We start from the raw sequence: 16383 nt of genomic DNA, 5'->3' as shown, positions 1-16383 counted from the left end.
GTACGCACATGGGCGCCGCTCGTGTTCAATCCGGGCGAGGATTTCTTCCGCCGCCGGGACGGGCCGACGGCCTCGCACACGGATACGCACCCCGGCGCGAGCGAAGGCGCGCAGGTCAAACCGCCGACCTCCCCGCATACCCCCTTCGGGTCAATCGTCCGGTAATCACGACTGCTTCCCCGTGCGGGGCCTTCATGATCTGCTCGTGCATGGACCCGAACCGACCCGATCCGCCTGTGCCGGACGGGTGTTGGCCCTGGTGACGCTGACGTTCACGCTCGTCGGCGCGCCGATCGGCCCGGCGCGGGCGGACGCCTGCGCGTACGCCTCGACCGGACCCGGCGGCACCGACGCCGTGGCGATCGCCGGCAGTGGCTCCTGGCCCACCTTTCCCTCGTGCCCCGAGCCCACACCGCCGCCACCGCCGCCACCGCCGCCCAAGCCGACGCCCCCGCCGCCTCCCGAGCCCACTCCCCCACCGCCCGAGCCCACTCCCCCGCCGCCTCCCGCGCCCGAGCCCCCGCCTCCGCCCGCCCCCGGTCCCGAGCCGCCACCCCCGCCACCCCCGCGGCCGGCGCCGGAACGGCCCCGGCCGGCACCGACCCCGCCGCCGGCGCCCGCCCCCGCGCCCTCGCCGGACCGGCCGGCTCCGCCCGCGCCGGCCCCGTCGACCACGCCCGCACCCACACCCCGGCCGTCGCTGAGCCCGGTGCACTATCCGCGCTACCGGGCCGCCCGGCCGCAACAGCGGTCCTCTCGCGGGGCCACCTCGCCGCTCGTCTTCGTCCTGCTCATCACGGTGCCCGCGGTGGTAGCCGTCGCCGCGCTCCGTGCGCGCTGATCCCCTGGAGCCTCTCGTGCCGGAATGGCTTGTTCTCACCCTCGCGATGCTGGCGGCGTGCGCCGTGGTCGTCCTCATCACCGTCGTACGGCACCGCCGGGCGTCCGACGACGAGGACATCACCGAGACCCCGGACGTCATCGAGTACATGACGATGTGGATCGGTGTGGTGTACGCCATCGTCCTGGGCCTGGCCATCGCGGGTGTCTGGGAGGCGCGCAGCGCCGCCCAGGACCACGTCCAGGCGGAAGCGGTCGCGCTGCACGAGATCTCGGAACGCGTCCGGGTCTATCCACCCGACGTCCGTGACCGCATCCGGGAGGATGTCAACGCCTATGTCGGACACGTCGTCACCACCGAGTGGAAGGCGATGGCCGACCGGGGCGAGGTGACCGAGCGCGGCACCGAACTCCTCGACCGGGTCCGCGCCGACGTCACGGACTACGAGCCCACGTCGGACTTCGAGGCCCAGGCGTACCAGCCGCTGGTCGACCAGGTGACCGCCGCGGACCAGGCCCGCATCGCCCGCGCCGAGTCCACCGGGGCGACGATGCCGGGCGTGGTCTGGTTCGGCCTCATCACGGGCGGAGTCGTCACGGTCGGGATGGTGTTCGCCCTGCAGATCCGGCGCACGGCACGCGAACTGGTCCTCGCCGGACTGTTCTCGGCGCTGATCGCCTTCCTGCTGTTCCTGATCTGGGACTTCGACGCACCGTTCAGCCGCGGTGTGGCGGCGTCCACGGAGCCCTTCCTGAACCTCTTCCCGGGGGCGGGCGACTGAGGAAGACCCCGCGCCGGGGGGCGTCCGACACGCCGTCGGCGTCCCCTGTGCGGCCCACACCTCTGCCCCATATGCACGACACCGATCGCGCGGGACACTCCGCCTTCCTAGCGTTTCGGGCATCGAGGTGCATTCCTGGCGCGAGCGGAACAGGTCCGCCCGCTGCTCCTCGGGGACCCGGAGGATTCACCATGCGCGCGATACCCGCCGCCTCGGTCGCACTGCTGGGCGTCGCCGCCCTCTCCGCCTGTGTACCGGCCGGGGCGGCACCGGGCCACGGTTCGACGTTCGGCTTCACGGTCTCTCCCGCCGTCGTCGCGCCGGGCGGCGAGGTGACGCTGGGGGTGGGTCGCGCCGCGGGCGGCTGCAAGGGGCGGGTCACCGTCACGTCGCCGGTCTTCGACCCGGTCGCCATCCCGCGGCACGAGTACTCGGCCACGGCACAGGTCGACCGGGACGCCCGGCGCGGAGCCGTCTACGACGTACGGTTCTCGTGCGAGGGCCGGACGGAGACCCTGGAGCTGACCATCGCGGGCGGCCACTCCGGCCACCCCACCCACGAGCCGCGCCACCCCGAGAAGGGCGTGCACGCGGGCGAGGGCGGCAGTGTCGCCGGGTTCGACGTCAAGGAGATCGGGCTGGGCTCCCTGCTCATCGCGGGTTCGGTCGGCGCGGCGTGGCACCTCTCGCGCCGCCGCACCGGCGAGGACGCGGCCTGACCCGTCCCGCGGACCCGCGGAAGACACCGCCCCCCCCCGGAACGCGCAGAACACGGAACACACAGAACGCACAGAGCACACAGAACACGCAGAGAGGTTCGCCCCGGGCAGGGAGCCCGGGGCGAACCTCTTCGTCCGTGCGGTCGTCCTCGTCCGTGCGGTCGTCCGGGAGGGCGCGCGCGCGTCGTGAAGGCCGTGGACGCGACGCCGTGCGGACCCCGCCCGTGGACGGGAGGGCCCGCACGACGACGTGCCGGGGCGGTCAGATGCGGCGCTCGGCGCGTCGGCGCATCCAGAACACGCCGCCCCCGGCGACGGCCGCGGCGACCAGCCCGCCGCCGATCGCGATGTCCGTCGAGGTGGCCCCGCTGGTGCTGCTGCCGCCGATGCCGCCGCGGACGCCGCCGATGACGGTGAAGGCGGCCGGGCGCGTCAGCCGCCTGCCCGAGCAGTTGACGGTGATGTCGTAGGAGCCCGGGCGGGCGTCCTCCTTGATGGTGGCGGTGCCCTTGGACGTCTCGTTGGCGCCCCGGACCGGGGTCAGGTGGGTCGTCCGGAAGGCGTCCGAGGTCATGGTGCCGCCCTGGGGGCAGCCGTCGACCGTGACGGTCATCTGGCCGCCCCGGGCGATCACGCTGGGCAGGGCGACGATGTTGCTCGGCTGGTTGTGGTCGCCTCCGGCGGTGGCCGTGGGGGCGGCCAGCCCGAGGACAGCGACCGCGGCGCCGGCTGCCGCGAGGGCACGAGTGTTGCGCATCTGATCCTCCGCGGAAGACGCCCCGGGACCCGTCCCCGGTCGATCGGCGAGAAAGCGCCTCCCAGAAAGACCCTCAGTTGCCGTGCCCGGCCCCGCATTTCGGGAATGGTCCGTCCTGGTGAGGGGGGTGCGGGCCCGGAAGCCCGGCGGCGGGTATCCCCGCAGGTCACGGACCGTCAGGGAATTCCGCCGGGTCCGTCCCGGATGGCTCACGCCGGGGCGCGTCCGCCACCCGTTCGCCACCGCCCCGTCGCCGGTCGGGCGTGCGGCGCTTAGCGTGCCCGTATGCGCGAACGACACGGCGACGGCCGGGTCGAGAGGGGATGGCCAATGGACGCTTCCGAGTGGGCCGAAGAGGAGGAGCGGCGCAGGAAGCGCGCTCCCTGGGGCGTGATAGCGCTGGTGCTGCTCACCGGGCTGGCGCTCATCCGGAACGGTTCGGGGGAGTTCGACCAGGGCCCGCCCCAGCCGGCGTCGGCCGCCGCCTCGGACACCCGGGTCGCTCAGGGCGACGCGGCCGCCCCGGGCCTCGCTCCCCTGCCGTACTCGGTGCCGGACCGGGTCGGCATCCCGGCCATCCAGGTCGACGCCCCGATCATGCCGGTCGGGCTCGACGCCGAGGGCTGGGTCGACGCGCCGCCGCCCGAGGACCCGAATCTGGCCGGCTGGTTCACCGGCGCGGTCACTCCCGGGGAGAAGGGCACCGCGGTCGTGGTCGGCCATGTCGACAACGAGCAGGGTCCCGCCGTCTTCTACGGGCTGGGGGCCCTGAAGAAGGGGAACAAGGTCGAGGTGCACCGCCAGGACGGGAAGACGGCGGTCTTCGAGATCTACGGCATCGAGGTGTTCGCGAAGGACGATTTCCCGGGCGACCGGGTCTACGCGTCCAAGGGCGGCCCGGAACTGCGGGTGATCACCTGCGGTGGCGGTTTCTCCAAGCAGAACGGTTACGAGGGGAACGTCGTCGCCTTCGCCCGCATGACCGAGGTCCGCTGAGCGGTCCCCGGCGCCGCGGGCGGGGCGGACGTCAGACGAGCCGTCGGCGGGGGACGGTGAGGTGGTAGCCGGAGTCCAGCAGCTCGGGAAGGTACCTGCGCAGGGCACGGACGGTCTGTGAGCGGTCGCCCCCGGCGTCGTGCGAGAGCACCACGACGCCGGGGGCGGCGCCGTCCTCGACCCGTTCGACGATGGTGCCGGTGCCCGGGGTGGTCCAGTCGAGGGTGTCGACGGTCCAGGCGAGGGGTTCCATGCCCAGTTCCGCGCCGAGCTGGAAGGCGGCGCGGTTCCACGCCCCGTAGGGGGCCCGGAACCAGCGGGGCGGCTCGCCGTAGGCCCGCTCGACGACCTCGCTGGTGCGCTCCATCTCGGAGCGGATGCGGCGCCGGGTCAGCCGGGTCAGCAGCGGGTGGGACCAGGTGTGGTTGCCGACGACGTGTCCCTCGTCGGCCATCCGGGACAGCAGGTCGCGGTTGTGGTCGGCCATCTCCCCGCAGACGAAGAACGTCGCGCGCACGTCGTACTCGGCCAGCGTGTCCAGGATGTCCGGGGTGTAGCGGGGGTCGGGTCCGTCGTCGAAGGTGAGCATCATGACGCGGCCGCGGCCCGACATGCGCAGGATCGGCTCGCTGCGCACCGGGGGCCGCCGGAGCGCCTCCCGGGGCGCGCCGTAGCCGGTGAGGGGCTGGAGGCGGTAGGCGGACGGTTCGAGCGGGCGGCGGGCCGCGGGCCCCGGGGCGGGGGCGGCCGCCGGGGCCGGTCCGTCCGCCGAGCCCACCGCCAGCGCGCCGGCGGTGCCGGCCGCTCCGACGGCCGCGGCGCCGGCCAGCAGTGCGCGGCGCCGGGTGAGCAACTGATCCTTCTGCATGACTCATCAGTCGCCCGGCGAGGGTCCGGCGCACCTGAGAAACACCGGGGCGGCGGCACGGAACCACCCGCACGGACCAAGATCGGGAGCGGCTTCGATAACCTCACCGCGTGACGGAACAGCACGCCCGGCAGTTCGAGCGGGGCACGGACGGACCCAAGGTCATCGTCGTCGGAGTGGACGGCTCCGACTCCTCGCTGCGGGCGGCGGCCTACGCCGGCGGTCTGGCCCGGCGGCAGCACGCGCTGCTCGCCGTGGTGTACGTCCAGCCGGTGCTGGCGGCGGGTGCGGCACTCGGGGCGCCGGTGGTGGAGACGACCGACGAGATCGCCGAGGAGCTGGTGGCGCAGATCCGGGAGGCGACCGAGCGGGCCAAGGGGATATTCGAGGTCCGCTGGGAGTTCCACACCTTCCGCGGCGACCCGTACAACGGTCTGGTGAAGGCGGCCGACGAGCTGAAGGCCGACGCCGTCGTCGTGGGCGCCTCGGAGCAGGCCGGGCACCGGATCGTGGGGTCGGTCGCGGTGCGGCTGGTGAAGGCGGGGCGCTGGCCGGTGACCGTGGTGCCATAGCTCCGGCCGGAGTGGCGTGTGCGTCGTGGCTTCCGTCGCGGGCGTGTGTGAGTCATCATGATCCACCGTCAGCCGTTTGCCGTTCACAAAGAGGTGAGGCGCATGGCCGGGTTCCGTATGGGCGAGGGCGTTCTCCGTCGCAAACCCATCGAGCAGATCGAGGACACGGAGGGCGGCGAGGGCTCCGGCCTGCAGCGGACGCTGGGACTGTGGCAGCTGACCGCGATCGGTGTGGGCGGCATCATCGGTGCCGGAATCTTCACCCTGGCCGGCACGGTGGCCAACGGCACGGCGGGACCGGCGGTCCTCGTCTCCTTCCTCATCGCGGGCGTCGCGAGCGCGGCGGCGGCGCTGTCGTACGCCGAGTTCGCCGGCATGATCCCGAAGGCGGGCTCGGCCTACACCTACGGGTACGCGGTCCTCGGTGAGCTGGCGGGCTGGTTCATCGGCTGGGACCTGCTGCTGGAGTACACGGCGATCGTGGCGGTGGTCGCGATCGGGATCTCCGGCTACTTCAGCTTCCTGGTCGGGGAGATGGGCGCCGACATCCCGAACTGGATGCTGGGCGCCCCCGGTACCGGCGACGGCCACCGGGTCGACCTGTTCGCCGCGCTGCTGTGCCTGCTCATCGCGTACCTGCTGAACCTGGGCATCAAGAACGCGGCCCGGTTCGAGATGGTCGTGGTGGTCCTGAAGGTGTTGGTGGTGCTGCTGGTGATCGCGGTCGGCGTCTTCCACATCGACACCTCTAACTACAACCCGTTCTTCCCGTACGGGGTCGGCGGGGCGTTCACCGGCGCGGCGACGGTGTTCTTCGCGGTCTTCGGCTACGACGCCATGTCGACGGCCGCCGAGGAGTCCAAGGACGCCCAGCGGCACATGCCGAAGGCGATCATCTACTCGCTGGTCATCTCGATGGTGCTGTACGTGGCGGCCTGTCTGGTGCTGACCGGCATGCAGCACTACACGGACATCGACCCGGAGAGCGGCTTCTCGACGGCCTTCAAGTCGGTGGGGCTGAGCGGTCTGGCCGACGTGATCGCGGTGGGCGCGATCATCGGCATCCTGACGGTGATGTTCACGTTCATGCTGGGCGTGACCCGGGTGTGGTTCTCCATGTCGCGTGACGGTCTGCTGCCCAAGTGGTTCGCCAAGACGCACCCGACGCGCCACGTGCCGACCCGGGTGACCTGGATCGTCGGTGTCGCGTCCGCGCTGATCGCCGGGTTCCTGCCGATCGGCGAGGCGGCCGAGCTGACCAACATCGGCATCCTGCTGGCCTTCGTGGTGGTGTGCGCGGCGGTGATCGTGCTGCGCTACCGGCAGCCGGAACTGCCGCGCACCTTCCGTACGCCGTGGATGCCGTTCGTGCCGGCGCTGGGCATCGTCTTCTCGATCTGGCTGATCACGTTCCTGCAGTGGCAGACGTGGGCGCGGTTCGCCGTGTGGTTCGCGCTCGGCCTGGTGATCTACTTCGGTTACTCGTACCGGAAGTCGGAGCTGGCGCGGCGGGGTTAGAGGCTGCGGAGGAAGCCCGAGACGATCTCGTCGAAGACTTCCGGCCGCTCCATGTTGGGGTAGTGCGCGGTGCCTTCCACAGTGGTGGAGCGGCCGTCCGGGACCGTGCGGGCGAGCCGTTCCGCCTCGGCGATCAGGTCGGGCGCGTCCAGGGCGCCGTTGACCGTGAGGACCGGTACGTCGATCTTCGGGACGCGGGACCAGGTGCCGGTCATCGGCACGTGGTGGTTCTCCTCGTCCGGGGTGTGCTTGGCAAGGGTGCCGAGGGCCATCTCGCGCAGCCGGGCCAGAACGCCGGGGTCGACGTCGTCGAGGGTGCGGTGCTCGCCGGGCACGAAGCGCAGGAAGGCGGTGACCCAGCCCTCGACGTCACCCGCCCCCAGCGCGCGGGCCTGCTCGGCCTGCACCTGCCGCACCCAGGGGTCGGTGTACTCGAACTCGCTGGTGGCCGCGCCCGAGACCACCACCGCACGGACCAGCTCCGGGTACTCCAGCGCCGTGTCGGTGGCGATGGCCCCGCCCATCGATACACCGACGAGCACGGCGGGCCCGGCGTCGAGGTGGCGCAGCAGCGCGGCGAGGTCGTCGGCCCAGCGGAACGGCCGGGTGGCGTTGGCCGAGGCGCCGTGGCCGCGGACATCGGGCGCGATGACGCGGTACCCGGCGGCGAGAGCCGGGATCTGTGCCTCGAAGACGCGGTGATCGACGAATCCGGAGTGCAGCAGGACGACCGGGTCCCCGGCCCCGGTGTCGCGGTAGGCGAGGTCCCCGTCCGAGGAGGGGAAGAAGCACAGATCCGACGCAGCAGTCATGACAACCAAGGTGTCATCCTGACTCCGCTTTGGCAACCCAGGTGTCATGATGGCGGGGTGAAGGACACCGACACCCCCCTCCCGCCGGACGCGCTCGCCCGGCGCCTCACCGAGGTCTACGACCTGGTCGGCCCCCTCTACCGGCGCGCGCAGCGCGGTGTCGAACAGGGCCTGGCCGCCCACGACCTGTCCGTCGGGGTCCGCGCCGTGCTGACGCTGCTCCACCGCAACGGGCCGATGACCGTGCCCCAGATGGGCCGGGCGCAGGCGATCAGCCGGCAGTTCGTGCAGCGCATGGTCAACGAAGCGGCGGCGCGGGACTTGGTCGAGAGCATCCCGAACCCGGCGCACCGGCGGTCGTCGCTGATCCGGCTGACCGGGCCGGGCCGGGACGCCATCACCGCCGTACTGGACCGGGAGCACCGACTGCTGCGCGACGTCGGCGGCGACCTGACCGACACCGACGTCGCCGCCTGCCTGCGGGTGCTCGGGGCGATGCTGACGGCCCTGGACCACGTGGACGACGCCTGACCCGCGCTACTTCCCCATCACCAGGCCGTCCTCCGCCGCGCCCCGGCTGAGCACGATGTCGCGGATGCGGTCGCGCACGGCCTTCACCTCGGCGCCCTTCTCCAGCGCGCGGTTGAGGTTCACGACCCGGCCGGCGTCGACGTCGAACAACTGCGGGACGAACTCGGCCTTCGTCACCCGCCAGCGCTCGCCGGGCCGGGCGGGCGGGGCGAAGGTGAAGCGGCCGATGGACGACTGGTTGCCGCGCGGGTCGCGTTCGCCGTCGCCGTTGATCATCTCGCCCGCGATCTGGTCGCCCATCCCGTAGACCACCCAGGTGCCGTTGACCTTCTCGTACGCCTGGGGCACATGGGCGTGCGTACCGAGGATCAGGTCGATGTCGGGGCGCTCGCCGGTGCGGGCGGCGGTCAGGCTCCGGGCCAGCGTCAACTGGTCCTGGTCGGGTTCGTCCTGCCATTCGGTCCCCCAGTGCAGGGACACGACGACGACGTCCGCGCCGGCCTCGCGGGCGGCCCGGGAGTCCGCGACGATCCGCTCCTCGTCGATCATGTCCACCGCCCAGGGCTGCCCGTCGGGCAGCGGATGGCCGTTGGTGTGGAGGGTGTAGGCGAGATGGGCGACCTCGGCCCGGCCCGCGCGCAGGACGGTCGTGGTGTGCGCCTCCGTCTCGGAGCGCGCCGTCCCGGCGTGCCGCACGCCGGCGCGGTCGAGGGCGTCGAGGGTGCGGCGGATGCCGTCGGCGCCGTCGTCGACGCTGTGGTTGGAGGCGGTGGAGCAGCCGTCGTAGCCGGTGGCGGCCAGCGCCTCGGCCACTTCCGGCGGGGACTTGAACAGGGGGTAGCCGCTGTAGTCGCCGTTCGCGCCGTACACGGTCTCCATGTGGCACAGGGCCAGGTCGGCGCCGGAGACCACGGGCCGGGCGCCCGCCAGCATGGGGCGGAAGTCGTAGCCCGCGCCGCCCGCGTCGAAGCGGGCCCGGTCGATGATCGAGTCGTGCGGCAGCACGTCGCCGGAGGCGACCAGGGTGAAGGCGCCGGTGTCCGCGGCGGACGGTGCCGGGGCCGGTGGCTTCGGCGGTTCGTGGTCGCGGGCCTGACAGGCCGCGCCCGCGGTGAGGAGGGCGGTCAGGGCCAGGGCCACCTGCCGACTGCGTGTGATCATCCGTTCACTCCGCTGGGGTCGCACACACCGGGAAAAGTCACATTTACCGACAAACAGGTAATGGGTCCCCTGTGGCCCCGGGCGGCTGCGACACGCTCATTAGCCCGTCCGGCGTGCGCGAACGGGGTGCGCCGACCGTTCGTCGAACCGTTCGTCGACGCGATCGACCGTCCGTCGCACACCCGTGCGCGCGCCCTGTCCCCCGACGGCCCCCTGCGGTGCCATACGGCCATGACGGCCGGAAACACCCTGATGGACAGGACCAGCGAGACGACCGCCGAGCACGAGCTCGCCGCACTCCAGCGCGAGCATGGCCGGCCGCTCTTCGCGCTGCTGCTGCGGCTCAGCGACGGAGACCGGCAACGCGCCGAGGACCTCGTGCAGGAGACCCTGGTGCGCGCCTGGCAGCACCCCGAGGCCCTGCGCGCCGACGACTTCGACTCCGTACGGCCGTGGCTGCTCACCGTGGCCCGGCGGCTGGCGATCGACGCGCGCCGGGCCCGGCAGGCGCGCCCCGCCGAGGTCGGCGACGCCGTGCTGGAGAACGCGCGGGTCTGCGCCGACCACGCCGAACGGGCCGCCGCCGCCCTGGACGTGCGCGAGGCTGTGAAGACTCTCACTCCCGAGCACCGTGAAGTCCTGGTGCTGGTGTATTTCCAAGGGGCGAGCGTGGCGGAAGCCGCGGCGGCCCTGGGCATCCCACCCGGTACCGTGAAGTCCCGCGCGTACTACGCGCTGCGCGCCCTGCGCAGGGTGCTACCGGGATACGCCGCCGACCTGCGGTGAAACCGACCCGATGGTCAAACCTCCGTAAAGCGCCTTGCCCGGGACCCCGGTTGAGTAATCGGCTGTCCTCATCCGTGTTCCGGACGGGGGCCCATGACCCGGGTCGGGCGACGCGCACGCACCGGAGGAAGGCAGGAAGGGATGCTGCACAGAGGTCAAGAGAGCACGGACGGCACGGGCGGCGGCGAACTGACCGTTCCCATGGCGTGGTTGTACGCCGAGTACATCGCCGACGAGCTGCTGCGGACCGGCGACCTGATGCCGCCGACGTCCTTCGAGTTCCGCGCCGGACGCGACGCGCTGGCGCTGACCGTCTTCCTGTCCGACACCGAGGACGAGCTGAGCGGCATCCGGGTCATCACCCGGCTGGAGACCTGGCTGTCGCTGACCGCCTACGACCAGCCGTGGCAGGAGTGGGTGCGCCTGCGCCTCGCCGAGGTCACGGCCGACGCCGTCGCCGCCGGCCGGCACTCGCCGGACCTGGACATGGCGCGGGCCGCCTGGCGCTGGCTCGAGGAGACCGAACTGCTCGCCCCGGACCTCGACGCGGTGCCCGGCGGAGCGCCGGTGACCGGCGAGGACGAGGGGCCGAAGGTGTGGACGCCGGCCTGGCAGCTGGGTCTGCCGCTCGGCCACCTCGCCATCCACCTTTTCTGATTTCCTCGGGCAGGGACCAATCCGCCGGCTCCGCCGCTCCGAATCCCTCGGGCGCGATTCCGCGGGTGGCTTGAGTGATTCGGCTGTCCGGTGCGTACGGGTGGGAGCACGGAGTGACCCCACCCCCACCCAACGGCACGAGGATTCGGCATGAGGTCCCTGGAGAGGCATCGTGACGTCGGCGCCTACGCGCTCGGCGTGCTGGACGAGGCGGACGCGTTCCGCTTCGAGGACCACCTCATGGAGTGCCCGCGGTGCGCGACGCAGGTGACCGAATTCGGCCCCGCCACCCGCCAGTTGATGTTGTACCGGCAGGCGACGCCCCGTCCCGTCCACCCCATGGCCAGGCCCGGCCCGCGCCTGCTGGACCGGCTGCTGGGCGAGGTCGCCGCCCGTCGCCGGTCGGGCCGCCGGCGTGTGTTGTACGCCGTGGCCGCCGCGGTCGTGTGCGCCGTGGCCGGTTCCGGCGCCGTCCTCCACGCGGGCCCGGCGGACGCACCCGGGGTGCGGCTCACCGCCACCGACGAACGGTCGGGGGTGTGGGCGCGGGTCTCGGCCGAGGACCGGGCCTGGGGCACCGGGGTGGAACTCACCGTCAAGGACGGGGCGGGCCCGCGGCCCTGCCGGCTGGTCGCCGTCGGCCGCGACGGCACCGAGCAGACGGTCACCAGCTGGATGGTCCCCGGGCGCGACGACCGGCCGAGCACGATGCGCGGCGGGGCCGCCCTGCACACCGACCAGATCGCCCGCTACGAGGTGCGGACCGCCGACGGGGAGCGTCTGGTGACGCTGCCCGTCGGGTGACAGCGCGCCGGGCGACCGTCACTTCAGCAGCCGGGACAGCCTGCGGTCCGCCAACGGCTTGCCGCCGGTCTGGCAGGTCGGGCAGTACTGGAGCGAGGAGTCGCTGAAGGAGACCTCGCGGATCGTGTCGCCGCACACCGGGCAGGGTTCGCCGGTGCGGCCGTGGACGCGCAGCCCGCTCTTCTTCTCGGACTTCAGCCGGCCGGCCGCGACGCCCCGGGAGCGCTCGACGGCCTCGGTGAGCGTGGTGCGCAGCGCCGTGTACAGCCGGGCGGTCTCCTCGTCGGTGAGCGAGGCCGCCCGTTTGAACGGGGACATCTTCGCCGCGTGCAGGATCTCGTCGCTGTAGGCGTTGCCCACGCCCGCGATCAGGCTCTGGTCGCGCAGGGCCCCCTTGAGCTGCCGCCGCTCGCCCCGGAGGAGGGCGGCGAAGCGCGCCTCGTCGAAGTCGTCGGCGAGCGGGTCGGGGCCGAGCCGCGCCACACCCGGCACCTGCTCCGGGTCGGCCACGACATGGACGGCGAGCCGTTTCTGCGTGCCCGCCTCCGTCAGGTCGAAGCCGGCCCCCGTGTCGAGGGCGACGCGCAGGGCGAGCGGACCCTTGCCGGGGCGGGGCGGGCCGTCGGGCAGGCTGTCCCGCCAGTGCAGCCAGCCCGCACGGGCCAGGTGGGTGACCAGATGCGGGCCGTCGGCGGTCTCGACGTCGAGGAACTTGCCGTGCCGGTGCACGGCGGCCACCCGGTGGCCCTCCAGCGCGGTGAGCGGCGGGTCGTACGTCTTCAGGACGCTGATCGCCACCGGCAGCACCCGGACGATCTCGCGGCCGGTCAGGTGCTCGGTCAGGAAGTCCCTGAGCGCCTCGACCTCGGGCAGTTCTGGCATACGTCCAGGGTGCCACCGGGGACCGACAGTGCCAGTGGGACGGCCGGGACTCAGCCCGTGCGGTGGGAGACCACGAACTCGGACCAGACGCACTTGCCGCCGCCGCGCGCCTCCACGCCCCACACGTCGGCGAGCGTCTCGACCAGGAGCAGCCCCCGTCCGGAGACACCGTCGTCCCCGGCCTCCCGGCGGCGCGGCAGGGCGCTGGAGGAGTCCTCGACCTCGACCCGCAGCCTGCGGTCGGTACCGGTCAGCAGCCGCAGGGTGACGACCGCCGAGCCCTCGGTGTGCATCAGGGCGTTGGTGACCAGCTCGTCGGCGACCAGCTCGATCTCGTCGCTCTGGCCCGAGGCCCCCCAGGCGCGGACGGCGGCGCGGATCATGTGCCGGGCCTCGGTCAGCGCCTCGGGATCGCCCGGGGAGACGTGCTGCTGGAGCCGGCCGAAGGTCCTCGGAGCGCCCGTGCCGTGGCGGCGCAGCAGGAGCAGCGCCACGTCGTCGTCGCCCCGGCGCTCCTCGGCCACGTCGATGAGCCGGTCCGCCAGGTCCCGCACGTCCTGCGGACCCGAGGCGACCAGCGCGGTCAGGACCTCGATGCCCTCGTCGAGGTCGGCGCCGGGCTGCTCGACCAGGCCGTCGGTGCACAGCAGCAGGGTGTTGCCGGGGTCCAGCTCGACGGTGGAGACCGGGTAGGCCAGGCGCCCGAACTCGGCGGACAGGCCGAGCGGCAGTCCGCCCTCGACCGGGGCACGGCGGCAGCTTCCGTCGCCGTACCGCACGAGCGGGTCGATGTGCCCGGCGCGGACCACCTGGACCACCCCGGTGGCCAGGTCTGCCTCCGCGTACAGGCAGGTCGCGAAGCGGTCGGTGTCCAGTTCGTGGAGGAAGACGGAGGCCCTGGCCATCACCGTGGCGGGCGGGTGGCCCTCGGCGGCGTAGGCCCGCAGGACGATGCGGAGCTGGCCCATGACGGCGGCGGCGTGCGTGTCGTGCCCCTGGACGTCGCCGATGACGGCGCCGACCCGGCCCCCGGGCAGCGGGATCAGGTCGTACCAGTCGCCGCCGATGTCCCGGCCGAGGGCACCGCCGATGGAGGCCGCGCGATAGCGGACGGCGACGTCGCAGCCGGGCACGCTGGGGATGGTGCGCGGCAGCATCGCCTGCTGCAGGCCCTCGGCGAGGTCCATCTCCTGCTCGTAGAGCATGGCCCGCTGCAGGCTCTGCGCGATGCCGCTGCCGAGCGCGACGAGGACGTTGCGGTCCTCCGCCGAGAAGCCGTACCGGTCGCTGTAGAGCAGCCCGATGGCGCCGATCGGCCGGGCCTGGGCGATCAGCGGCAGGTAGGCCGCCGCGGTGATGTTCAGATGGGTGATGTGCTGCCAGAGCAGGGGGTAGCGTTCGGCGAACTCCTCCGGCGACTCGATGAAGCGGGGGCTGAGGGTGCGCACCGCCTCGCTCATCGGGTAGGGCTCGTCGATCCGGGTGACGCGGGTGCCGGGGACGAAGGTGTTGTCGGGACCGTCGGCGACCAGCCGGATGCGGCCCGCCTCGACCAGGCCCATGACGAGGCTGGTGGCGCCCAGCCGGGTGAGGCCGTGGGTGTCCCGCAGGACCTCGATGACCTCGTCCACCGTGCGGGCGTGCGCGAGGGCGGCCGTGGCGAGCTGGACGACGTTGGTGAGCCGGCGGCGGGCCTCGTCCTGGGCGGCCTGCTCGCGACGGGCCTCGATGTCGGCGATCTCCTGGGTCGCGTCGCGGACGATCCCGATGATCCGGCGGGGGCGGCCGGTCTCGTCCCGGCGGATGTAACCCTGGGTTCGGGTCCAGCGCAGGGTGCCGTCACGGCGGCGCAGGCGGAAGTAGGTGCCGTAGTTCTCGCTGCCGTCCTTCATGGCCCGGGCGACGATGGTGTCCAGCCGGCGTCCCTCGGCCGCGGGAACGCGCACCGACAAGGACTCGGGCCGTCCGTCGTACTCCTCGGGGCGCAGGTCGAACACCTCGTGGGCCTGGGCGTCCATGTGGAACAGTCCCGTGTCCAGGTCCCAGTCGAAGCTGCCCATGCGGTTGAGCGCCAGGATCGGGTCCGGGTGGGCGGGCCAGTCGTCCGGGAGTGACGGGGCACTCGCTGCCCGATCAGCCATGCGCCCTACCTTGCCAGGATTCGTCCGATTCTTCGACTCCGGCTGGGCCGCCCGGGGCGTCGGACGAGGGGGCTCCCGGCCGGCCGGGGTACACAGTGCGTGGTGGTACGAGAGGAGCGCGCGCCGTGGAGTGGTTCACCGCACCCGAGTACGGGACGGCCCGGCTGGTCTTCCAGCGGGGTCTGGCCGTCATGTACGTGGTCGCGTTCCTGACGGCGGCCCTGCAGTTCCGTCCGCTGCTGGGCGAGCGCGGTCTGACGCCGGTGCCGCGCTTCGTCGAGCGGGTGCCGTTCAGGAAGGCGCCGAGCCTGTTCCAGCTGCGCTACTCGGACGGTCTCTTCGCGGGTGTGGCGTGGACAGGCTGCGCGGTGTCGGCGGCGCTGGCGGCGGGAGTGGACTCGCTGCTGCCGCTGTGGGGCGCGATGCTGCTGTGGCTGGTGCCGTGGGTGCTGTACCTGTCGATCGTCAACGTGGGACAGACCTGGTACTCCTTCGGCTGGGAGTCGCTGCTGCTGGAGACCGGCTTCGTCGCCGTCCTCCTCGGCAACGACGAGGTGGCGCCGCCGGTCGTCGTGCTGTTCCTGCTGCGCTGGCTGCTGTTCCGGGTGGAGTTCGGGGCGGGGCTGATCAAGATGCGGGGCGACGAGTGCTGGCGGAAGCTGACGTGTCTGGACCACCATCACGAGACCCAGCCGATGCCGGGTCCGCTGAGCTGGTTCTTCCACCACCTGCCCCGGCCGCTGCACCGTGTCGAGGTCGCCGCGAACCACGTCACGCAGCTGGTGGTGCCGTTCCTCCTGTTCGCCCCGCACCCCGTCTCCACGGCCGCCGCCGCGCTGATGATCGCGACCCAGCTCTGGCTGGTGCTCTCGGGCAACTTCTCCTGGCTCAACTGGATCACCATCGTGCTGGCCCTGTCGGTGATCCGCTTCCCGGCCGATCCGCCGGACGTCGCGGCCGCGCCGCTCTGGTACGAGGTCGTGGTCCTGGCGGTGGCGGCGCTCCTGGTGTTCCTGAGCCACCGGCCGGTGCGCAACATGATCTCCCGCCGCCAGGTGATGAACCGCTCCTTCGACTCGCTCCACCTGGTCAACACCTACGGCGCCTTCGGTTCCGTCAGCCGGGTGCGGTACGAGGTGGTGGTCGAGGGCACCGCCGACGAGGTGGCCAGGAAGGACGGCGACTGGCGCGCGTACGAGTTCAAGGGCAAACCCGGTGATCCACACCGCTGGCCGCGCCAGTTCGCGCCGTACCACCTGCGCCTGGACTGGCTGATGTGGTTCGCCGCGCTGTCGCCGTCCTACGCCGGGCCGTGGTTCGGCACCTTCGTGGAACGGCTGCTGGAGAACGACCGCGCCACGCTGCGGCTGCTGCGCCGCTCCCCGTTCCCGCCCGACGCGCCGCCGCGCTTCGTGCGCGCCCGGCTGTTCCGGTACCGGTACACGACCTGGCGGGAACTGCGGGAGACGGGCGCGTGCTGGGAGCGGACGTACGTGCGGGAGTACCTGCCGCCGACCCGGCTCACCGGGAAGCGGTGAGCCGGGTCCGCCGGAGGCG

16 protein-coding genes are annotated in these 16383 nt (G+C 72.7%); 10 read left to right on the top strand and 6 right to left on the bottom strand.

The features are described 5' to 3' along the window. Positions 1-857: 857 nt before the first annotated feature. The gene (locus tag ACFZP7_RS30255) at positions 858-1622 is read left to right on the top strand and encodes a DUF4239 domain-containing protein (protein ID WP_078912191.1); all 765 of its coding nucleotides are present in this window, start codon (positions 858-860) and stop codon (positions 1620-1622) included. 191 nt (positions 1623-1813) lie between these two features. Next, positions 1814-2341 carry a hypothetical protein gene (locus ACFZP7_RS30250; protein ID WP_385637085.1) on the top strand — a complete coding sequence of 176 codons (528 nt, stop codon included), beginning with the start codon at positions 1814-1816 and terminating at the stop codon, positions 2339-2341. Positions 2342-2603: 262 nt separating this feature from the next. Here the strand turns inward: ACFZP7_RS30250 and ACFZP7_RS30245 are convergent, their stop codons facing one another. Then, positions 2604-3098 (bottom strand): hypothetical protein, encoded by a 495-nt coding sequence (locus ACFZP7_RS30245; protein WP_031022040.1) that lies wholly within the window; start codon positions 3096-3098, stop codon positions 2604-2606. A gap of 330 nt (positions 3099-3428) precedes the next feature. Here ACFZP7_RS30245 and ACFZP7_RS30240 point away from each other — a divergent pair, with 330 nt between their 5' ends. Beyond that, positions 3429-4094 carry a class F sortase gene (locus ACFZP7_RS30240; RefSeq protein WP_385637082.1) on the top strand — a complete coding sequence of 222 codons (666 nt, stop codon included), beginning with the start codon at positions 3429-3431 and terminating at the stop codon, positions 4092-4094. A gap of 31 nt (positions 4095-4125) precedes the next feature. Here the strand turns inward: ACFZP7_RS30240 and ACFZP7_RS30235 are convergent, their stop codons facing one another. Beyond that, entirely contained in the window at positions 4126-4962 is an 837-nt protein-coding gene (locus tag ACFZP7_RS30235) for a polysaccharide deacetylase family protein (RefSeq protein WP_385637079.1), read from the bottom strand. 110 nt (positions 4963-5072) lie between these two features. Between ACFZP7_RS30235 and ACFZP7_RS30230 the strand changes: the two genes are divergently transcribed. Beyond that, positions 5073-5534 (top strand): universal stress protein, encoded by a 462-nt coding sequence (locus ACFZP7_RS30230; protein WP_019330426.1) that lies wholly within the window; start codon positions 5073-5075, stop codon positions 5532-5534. Positions 5535-5636: 102 nt separating this feature from the next. After that, a complete protein-coding gene (locus ACFZP7_RS30225) occupies positions 5637-7052 on the top strand; it encodes an amino acid permease (RefSeq protein WP_030975505.1) in 1416 nt (471 codons plus the stop codon). Here ACFZP7_RS30225 and ACFZP7_RS30220 read toward each other — a convergent pair. Beyond that, on the bottom strand, positions 7049-7864 hold the full coding sequence (locus ACFZP7_RS30220; RefSeq protein ID WP_385637076.1) for an alpha/beta fold hydrolase: 816 nt from the start codon (positions 7862-7864) through the stop codon (positions 7049-7051). The two genes, ACFZP7_RS30225 and ACFZP7_RS30220, sit on opposite strands and share 4 nt — an antisense overlap. A gap of 57 nt (positions 7865-7921) precedes the next feature. Between ACFZP7_RS30220 and ACFZP7_RS30215 the strand changes: the two genes are divergently transcribed. Next, entirely contained in the window at positions 7922-8395 is a 474-nt protein-coding gene (locus ACFZP7_RS30215) for a MarR family winged helix-turn-helix transcriptional regulator (RefSeq protein WP_220670972.1), read from the top strand. A 6-nt stretch (positions 8396-8401) separates the two neighbouring features. Here ACFZP7_RS30215 and ACFZP7_RS30210 read toward each other — a convergent pair whose 3' ends face one another. Continuing rightward, positions 8402-9556: a CapA family protein gene (locus tag ACFZP7_RS30210; RefSeq protein WP_385637073.1), complete on the bottom strand. Its 1155-nt coding sequence runs from the start codon at positions 9554-9556 to the stop codon at positions 8402-8404. Positions 9557-9787: 231 nt separating this feature from the next. On the opposite strand from ACFZP7_RS30210, the gene ACFZP7_RS30205 reads away from it, so the two are divergent. The 3 genes from ACFZP7_RS30205 to ACFZP7_RS30195 all read left to right on the top strand — a co-directional run bounded on the left by ACFZP7_RS30205 (position 9788) and on the right by ACFZP7_RS30195 (position 11803). Then, complete coding sequence (locus tag ACFZP7_RS30205) at positions 9788-10342, top strand: sigma-70 family RNA polymerase sigma factor (protein WP_031022048.1); 555 nt, start codon at positions 9788-9790, stop codon at positions 10340-10342. A 141-nt stretch (positions 10343-10483) separates the two neighbouring features. Beyond that, complete coding sequence (locus ACFZP7_RS30200; protein WP_019330419.1) at positions 10484-10999, top strand: hypothetical protein; 516 nt, start codon at positions 10484-10486, stop codon at positions 10997-10999. A 150-nt stretch (positions 11000-11149) separates the two neighbouring features. After that, complete coding sequence (locus ACFZP7_RS30195) at positions 11150-11803, top strand: zf-HC2 domain-containing protein (protein ID WP_355163867.1); 654 nt, start codon at positions 11150-11152, stop codon at positions 11801-11803. A gap of 18 nt (positions 11804-11821) precedes the next feature. On the opposite strand, the gene ACFZP7_RS30190 is transcribed toward ACFZP7_RS30195, so the two are convergent. Together ACFZP7_RS30190 and ACFZP7_RS30185 are read right to left on the bottom strand one after the other, a co-directional pair. Continuing rightward, complete coding sequence (locus ACFZP7_RS30190) at positions 11822-12685, bottom strand: Fpg/Nei family DNA glycosylase (protein ID WP_127432191.1); 864 nt, start codon at positions 12683-12685, stop codon at positions 11822-11824. Positions 12686-12735: 50 nt separating this feature from the next. Next, positions 12736-14826: a SpoIIE family protein phosphatase gene (locus ACFZP7_RS30185; RefSeq protein ID WP_210952678.1), complete on the bottom strand. Its 2091-nt coding sequence runs from the start codon at positions 14824-14826 to the stop codon at positions 12736-12738. Positions 14827-14951: 125 nt separating this feature from the next. Here ACFZP7_RS30185 and ACFZP7_RS30180 point away from each other — a divergent pair, with 125 nt between their 5' ends. After that, positions 14952-16364, top strand: coding sequence for a lipase maturation factor family protein (locus ACFZP7_RS30180; protein ID WP_220670967.1), 1413 nt, complete (start codon positions 14952-14954; stop codon positions 16362-16364). The last annotated feature ends 19 nt before the right edge of the window (positions 16365-16383 follow it).

It is taken from the genome of Streptomyces sp. SudanB5_2050 (genome assembly GCF_964272335.1).
GTDB lineage: Bacteria > Actinomycetota > Actinomycetes > Streptomycetales > Streptomycetaceae > Streptomyces > Streptomyces rochei.
This window is presented reverse-complemented; position numbering and strand designations above follow the sequence as displayed.

What these genes read in the sequence shown, in the direction of transcription:
- ACFZP7_RS30250 (WP_385637085.1), top strand. Translation starts at nt 1,814, where the DNA reads ATGCGCGCGATACCCGCCGCCTCGGTCGCACTGCTGGGCGTCGCCGCC.
- ACFZP7_RS30245 (WP_031022040.1), bottom strand. Translation starts at nt 3,098, where the DNA reads ATGCGCAACACTCGTGCCCTCGCGGCAGCCGGCGCCGCGGTCGCTGTC.
- ACFZP7_RS30240 (WP_385637082.1), top strand. Translation starts at nt 3,429, where the DNA reads ATGGACGCTTCCGAGTGGGCCGAAGAGGAGGAGCGGCGCAGGAAGCGC.
- ACFZP7_RS30235 (WP_385637079.1), bottom strand. Translation starts at nt 4,962, where the DNA reads ATGCAGAAGGATCAGTTGCTCACCCGGCGCCGCGCACTGCTGGCCGGC.
- ACFZP7_RS30225 (WP_030975505.1), top strand. Translation starts at nt 5,637, where the DNA reads ATGGCCGGGTTCCGTATGGGCGAGGGCGTTCTCCGTCGCAAACCCATC.
- ACFZP7_RS30220 (WP_385637076.1), bottom strand. Translation starts at nt 7,864, where the DNA reads ATGACTGCTGCGTCGGATCTGTGCTTCTTCCCCTCCTCGGACGGGGAC.
- ACFZP7_RS30210 (WP_385637073.1), bottom strand. Translation starts at nt 9,556, where the DNA reads ATGATCACACGCAGTCGGCAGGTGGCCCTGGCCCTGACCGCCCTCCTC.
- ACFZP7_RS30205 (WP_031022048.1), top strand. Translation starts at nt 9,788, where the DNA reads ATGACGGCCGGAAACACCCTGATGGACAGGACCAGCGAGACGACCGCC.
- ACFZP7_RS30200 (WP_019330419.1), top strand. Translation starts at nt 10,484, where the DNA reads ATGCTGCACAGAGGTCAAGAGAGCACGGACGGCACGGGCGGCGGCGAA.
- ACFZP7_RS30195 (WP_355163867.1), top strand. Translation starts at nt 11,150, where the DNA reads ATGAGGTCCCTGGAGAGGCATCGTGACGTCGGCGCCTACGCGCTCGGC.
- ACFZP7_RS30190 (WP_127432191.1), bottom strand. Translation starts at nt 12,685, where the DNA reads ATGCCAGAACTGCCCGAGGTCGAGGCGCTCAGGGACTTCCTGACCGAG.
- ACFZP7_RS30185 (WP_210952678.1), bottom strand. Translation starts at nt 14,826, where the DNA reads ATGGCTGATCGGGCAGCGAGTGCCCCGTCACTCCCGGACGACTGGCCC.